4 protein-coding genes and 2 pseudogenes are annotated in these 6,251 nt (G+C 41.8%); 5 read left to right on the forward strand and 1 reads right to left on the reverse strand.

Annotated features, from left to right (window positions below; genetic code table 11):
- The first annotated feature begins 68 nt into the window (after positions 1–68).
- The 5 genes and pseudogenes from C5470_RS18635 to C5470_RS18655 all read left to right on the forward strand — a co-directional run.
- Positions 69–3,053 carry a Tn3 family transposase gene (locus C5470_RS18635; protein ID WP_166291190.1) on the forward strand — a complete coding sequence of 995 codons (2,985 nt, stop codon included), beginning with the start codon at positions 69–71 and terminating at the stop codon, positions 3,051–3,053.
- 249 nt (positions 3,054–3,302) lie between these two features.
- Positions 3,303–3,989 (forward strand): PAS domain-containing protein, encoded by a 687-nt coding sequence (locus tag C5470_RS18640; RefSeq protein ID WP_166291192.1) that lies wholly within the window; start codon positions 3,303–3,305, stop codon positions 3,987–3,989.
- Between the two features lie 39 nt (positions 3,990–4,028).
- Positions 4,029–4,459: pseudogene (locus C5470_RS18645) on the forward strand (hypothetical protein).
- Between the two features lie 29 nt (positions 4,460–4,488).
- Positions 4,489–5,157 (forward strand): PAS domain-containing protein, encoded by a 669-nt coding sequence (locus C5470_RS18650; RefSeq protein ID WP_166291194.1) that lies wholly within the window; start codon positions 4,489–4,491, stop codon positions 5,155–5,157.
- 127 nt (positions 5,158–5,284) lie between these two features.
- Positions 5,285–5,562, forward strand: a pseudogene (locus tag C5470_RS18655) (IS66 family transposase); the annotation flags it as partial.
- A gap of 196 nt (positions 5,563–5,758) precedes the next feature.
- Here C5470_RS18655 and C5470_RS22975 read toward each other — a convergent pair.
- The gene (locus tag C5470_RS22975; protein ID WP_242688134.1) at positions 5,759–6,013 is read right to left on the reverse strand and encodes a DUF4765 family protein; all 255 of its coding nucleotides are present in this window, start codon (positions 6,011–6,013) and stop codon (positions 5,759–5,761) included.
- Positions 6,014–6,251 lie beyond the last annotated feature (238 nt).

The raw sequence follows: 6,251 nt of genomic DNA on the forward strand, positions 1-6,251 counted from the left end.
GTACGAAACCGGTCGATTTTGGTCACTGTAAATCTACAACGCATGGAACTATATGGGAGCTAAACATTATGCCACGGAGACAGATACTGAGTAATGAAGAACAGGATCGCTTACTGGTTATTCCGGATGATGAGATTATTCTGACCAGAATGTGTTTTTTGAATGCAAATGATATTGCACTCATTAATAAACACCGCCGGCCAGCAAACCGCCTGGGCTTTGCTGTATTACTTTGTTATCTACGTGGCCCCGGGTTTCTGCCGGACAAAAACAATGCTCCTCACAATGGTGTTGTATCCAGAATAGCTTCCCAACTTAAAGTTTCGTCTGATTTATGGCATGAATATGCATCGAGAGAACAAACCCGCTGGGAACACTTAACCGAGCTTTATCGCTACCTAAAATTATCTCCGTTCAATCAAACACGACAAAAAGATTGCATCCGACATCTGCATTCCTATGCCATGCGTACAGATAAAGGATTTATGCTTGCCGAAGAAATGCTCAGCTGGTTGCATAGCAATAATGTTATTTTTCCCTCTGTTGAGGTGATAGAACGAACGCTTGCTGAGGTTGTCACACTCGCTGACAGATCTGTATTTTCCACACTCACTGCATCGCTTGAAGAAAAACATAAATTAGCATTGGACAGCCTGCTTATATCTGAGGGGGAACAACCTTCCCGTCTGGCCTGGCTGCTTCAGCCGCCGGGTAAAATCAACGGTAAAAACGTCCTGCAACATATAGACCGGCTTAATGCTATCTCAGCGCTGGGATTACCTGAAGGTATTACACTTTCCGTTCACCAAAACCGGCTGCTTAAACTGGCACGTGAGGGCCGGAAAATGAGCAGCAGAGACCTGACAAAATTTGCCGATACTAGACGTTACGCCACGCTGGTTTGTGTTATTCAGGAAGCTCGGGCTACATTGACTGACGAGATTATTGAGCTGCACGAACGCATTATTGGCAGTCTGTTCAGCCGGGCAAAACGCACTCAGGCCGAAAAGCTTCAGCTGACTGGAAAACTCATTCAAAACAAGCTGAAGCAATATGTTACTGTCGGTCAGGCACTGCTTCAGGCCAGAGAGTCCGGTGAAGACCCCTGGGCGGCGATAGAAGATGCCCTTCCCTGGCAGGAATTCATTAATAGCCTGGAAGAAACGCGGTTTCTGTCCCGTAAGGATAATTTCGACCCGCTTCACCTGATCACTGAAAAATACAGTACGCTGCGAAAATATGCACCGCGTATGCTGTTGGCATTACAGTTCATAGCGGTGCCTGCTGCACAGGCTCTCAGTGATGCCTTGGATACCATAAGGGAAATGTACCGTAAACAGCTTCGCAAAGTTCCGGCAGCAGCACCAACTGGATTTATTCCTGAAAGCTGGCGTAAACTGGTACTGACGCCATCGGGCATTGACCGAAAATACTATGAGTTTTGCGTCCTTAATGAGCTTAAAGGCGCATTGCGGTCCGGTGATATCTGGGTAAAGGGATCTCGCCGCTACAGAAATTTTGATGATTATCTCATTCCGGCAACTGAGTTTGAAAAATTCCGACACGATAATCAGTTACAATTGGCCGTTCAGACCGACTGCCAATCATACCTTCAGGCTCGGCTCACTCTTCTGGCATCGCGTTTAGAGAAAGTGAATGCAATGGCACTGTCCGGTGAGTTGCCCGATGTTGAAATATCCGATAAAGGTGTGAAAATCACGCCATTAGAGAACAGTGTTCCTTCCGAGGCCTCACCTTTTGCCGATCTAGTTTACGGGATGCTTCCTCATCCGAAAATTACAGAGATACTGGAAGAAGTAGACAGTTGGACCGGTTTTACTCATCACTTTACGCATCTCAAAAATAATAACGTCAGACCAAAAGATAAAAAGCTATTGCTGACCACCATTCTGGCTGATGGGATCAATCTGGGGCTGACAAAAATGGCCGAGTCCTGCCCTGGAGCAACAAAATCATCACTCGAAGGTATCCAGGCATGGTACATCAGGGATGAAACTTATTCATCTGCACTGGCCGAGCTGGTCAATATTCAGAAAACGCGACCTCTGGCCGCTTTCTGGGGCGATGGGACAACATCGTCGTCAGACGGGCAGAACTTTCGGGTCGGCAGCCATGGACGTTATGCGGGGCAGGTCAATCTTAAATATGGTCAGGAGCCGGGAGTGCAAATTTATACCCATATATCAGACCAATACAGTCCGTTCTACACCAAAGTAATCAGCCGAGTACGAGACTCAACTCACGTGCTTGATGGCCTGCTGTATCACGAAAGCGACCTGGAAATTAGAGAACATTACACTGACACGGCAGGTTTCACTGAACATGTTTTTGCGCTGATGTATTTGCAGGGATTTGCTTTTGCACCAAGGATCCGAGATCTCCATGACAAGAGGCTGTTTATTCCCGGAAAAGCAGAACAATATCCAGGGCTTCAGTCACTGATATCCACAACCAGACTGAACATCAAAGATATAGAATCACACTGGAATGAAATCTTGCGTCTGGCAAGCTCGATTAAACAGGGGACAGTCACAGCATCCCTGATGATGAAAAAGTTAGCCAGCTATCCGAAGCAGAACGGACTGGCCAAAGCGCTGAGAGAGATTGGTCGCATTGAGCGAACATTGTTTATGCTGGATTGGTTTCGCGACCCCAGTCTGCGCCGACGCGTACAGGCGGGTTTGAATAAAGGCGAAGCCCGTAATGCGCTTTCCCGTGCCGTTTTTATGCACAGACTAGGTGAAATCAGGGATCGTGGGCTGGAGAATCAAAGTTATCGCGCCAGCGGGCTGACGTTACTGACATCAGCGATCGCACTGTGGAATACGGTATATATAGAAAGAGCGATTGATTCTCTGAAGCGAAAAGGAATTTCGATTAATGAGCACCTGGTATCACATCTTTCGCCTCTAGGATGGGAGCATATCAATCTGAGTGGAGATTATGTCTGGCGTAATAATGTCAAACTGGGGGTAGGAAAATACCGGCCATTACGCACTGTTGATATCGATTTGTATAAAAAACAGTCTTAGCGTGGGATATTTTCCGTTTTCCAAGCGGACCCCTAATCAATCGGTATTTAGGTTAATAACAATTGATAATTGAAATAATTATTTCACAATGAAATTATCACAATAACATACTGTCAATTAAATAAAATATTATTAAGAACATAAAATGCATTTCATGTCAAATAACATAACTGTGGTTTTTGACGAGTAAATTATTATGTTCTATTGTATAGTTATTTAAAAATTCTATGATAAATTAAGGATGTTTTTATGACAAATAAAAGAAAGATGCCAAATATCACTCCACAATTGATTAATATGTGGAAAAGAAGCAATGAACCGTGGGGTGCTAAAGATTGCCAGTCAAAACTTATTTATGCTAACGCTGCTTTTTATCAACTTATCAACCTTCCTGAAGATTTCGATATTATAGGACGTTCTATAGGTGAACTGCCCTCACCTATTGCTGAATATGCAGAAGAATTCCACCGTCAGGAGCAAAAAGCTATTCAAACTATGCAACGCGTAACTTCACTTGAAACATATCAGTTTGGAGAAAGTCACGTCAAACAAACCTATATTTGTGATAAATTTCCCCTTTTTGATGAGAATAATGATTGCATTGGGACCTTCTTTCATATGTATAAAACTCAAGATTTTTCTGTTTCTTACTATTATGAGAGAACATCACCATCAACCTTGGAATTTATACCGCCTAATAATATATTGACGCAAACCGAGTGGGAAGTGCTTTTTTTGACCCTACGCTCACAAGATGAAGAGAGTATCGGTAAAGAATTAATGGTGAGCACAGAAGATGTTGTTGATCATATTCAGTCAATTTACCAGAAATTTAATTTACCACTACATACAGAATTATCTGATTTCTGTAAGAAAAATAACTATCATCTTTATATTCCAGAACGTTTTATCACTATTGGCAGTAAAGAGTTATAAACCGAAATTACTAACTTAACTTTACAATAGGATTTCATTATGAACTATGCTAGCAAATTAAGTATTTCCCCTCAAGTTATTAATACTATGCAGCAAAGTAATGAACCTTGGGGAATAAAGGATAAAAATTCGTGCTGGATTTTTGGTAATCAAGCGTGTAAAGCTTTTCAAAATTTTGACAGCTCATTTGATTACGAAGGGCGGTATGACGATGAACTCCACTGGGGCGGAGCTGAGTTTGCAAAAGAATACGTTATTCACGATCAAAGTGTGATGAAGAACGAAGAAAGAGTATGTTCGCTTGAAACACATATATTCGGGAACGATAAATTTTTGTCATTGTTGAAACCCATATCTTACGGATTGGCATTAACTCTAGTTACCAATTAGAAGAATATTGCCGCACGAATGATTATGATCTCTATGTACCAGAAAGATTTGTGCATCCAGTAAGCAAAATTCTTCCTTAGCTATTAAATTATAAAGGATTTTTTAAAATATGAAGAACTTCGCCGTATTATCATCTCAAATTATCAACACAATGGAATTAAGTAATGAGCCTTGGGGAGTAAAAGATAGTTCTTCATGTTTTATTTATGGTAATAAAGCGTTAAGTTCTATCAAAAATTTCTCAGAATTATTTGATTACAGTGGACTTTATGATCATGAGCTTCCTTGGAATGGCGCTGAATTTGCAAAGGAATATATTGATCATGATCAAAAAGTTATGCAAAAAGAGCAAAGAGTATGTTCACTTGAAACGCATGTATTTGGTAAAGACAAAATTCTATCATCTTATTTCTGTGAAAAGATGCCTTTTTATCATGAGGACGGAAATTGTATAGGCGTTATATATCATTGTTGGAAGGCGAAAGACTATTCATTAACCTGTCTGTATCAATATCATAATAAATTTCCCTCATCCATTTTACTCCAACCACCGACAGATTTTTTTACTGAACGTGAATGGGATATTATTTTTCTTTTCTTACAGAAATACACAAGGCATCAGATTGGAACAATATTAAATCTTGATTTTAGTGAAATTGAAAATCATATGACAAAGATATATCATAAAATAAGTATTAACTCCAGTCTTCAATTAGAAGAATATTGTCGAATCAATAACTTTAATCGTTACATACCTGAAAAATTTTTATTAACTTAAAGAGCTTCTTCTACAATCATGCCTGGGGTACGAACAGAGAAAACCTCAGGCAATTAATGCACCTCTCATTGACTTTACGAACTAATAGGTAAGTAATCCTTCTATAACTTGTCAGCCCTAAAATTTAGCAGATCTGTGGACGTATGTCACTGGCCCCGATACCTCGCCTGCGGGGGTGTATTATGAGCTGCATCCCGGCCGCAGTAGCCGGGATGCACAGAGTGTGCAGGCGGCACATTGGTGACGGATTATTATGCCGGTTGCAACGCGCTGCATGCCCGGGCTGACATCACCGAAGCGGGGTACTGGGCCCACGCCCGTCGCAAGTTCTTTGAACAATACCAGGCCAACAACAATCCGACGGCAAGACAGGCGCTGGATGGCATTCGTGCACTGTACAAGGTTTGTTTTTTCCATAAGCATCTATTCTATCAATACTGGGAGCCTGCCTTTTTTAGTTTCAATATTTGAACGAGCACCTGAAGCAGAATCATTGTAACCTTTAGCCCGTTGACTCATGTTTGTATTTTCATCAACCCACTTAACCTTTAATTTATCAACCTGGAAGCTTCTGTTACATCACCTTTAGCCAGCGCTTTTTCTACCGCTTTAATAGATTTACCGGCGACCTTACCCGCCCCCGGATGATCCCTACTGCCGCTGCAAAATAATCTATTGCACTCTGCGCCTCAGCAAAACTTTTAATGTCCCCAGCAACCGGTATGAAGTCAGTACCGAAACTAACCATATCACTGGCTTGCTTACACGCATCTGGTGATTGTTCACAGAATGCTTTCTTTTTCTCCTCGTAGACTTTTATTGTACCCGGCTTTTCTTTCTCTACCGCTGCCAGCACACTCGCTAGTTGTAACGGCTCGCGTTTGAAATCTCGTGGGCTCGCATTTATCTCATTTTTCAGCTCAGATAAAATGAAAATGAAATTGGGTTTTAGCTCACATTAACTGCGAATTTGCGACACGAAGTTGTTTGTTGAAGTTGTTCCCACGGCAATGACGGAGGGAACCGCCCGTATCACCGGGTGAATCTAGGGGTCTGAATAAAGAGCGACCTTGACAATGAAACGAAACGCCACA

Source organism: Photorhabdus stackebrandtii, from assembly GCF_011189495.1.
Classification (GTDB): Bacteria; Pseudomonadota; Gammaproteobacteria; order Enterobacterales; family Enterobacteriaceae; genus Photorhabdus; species Photorhabdus khanii.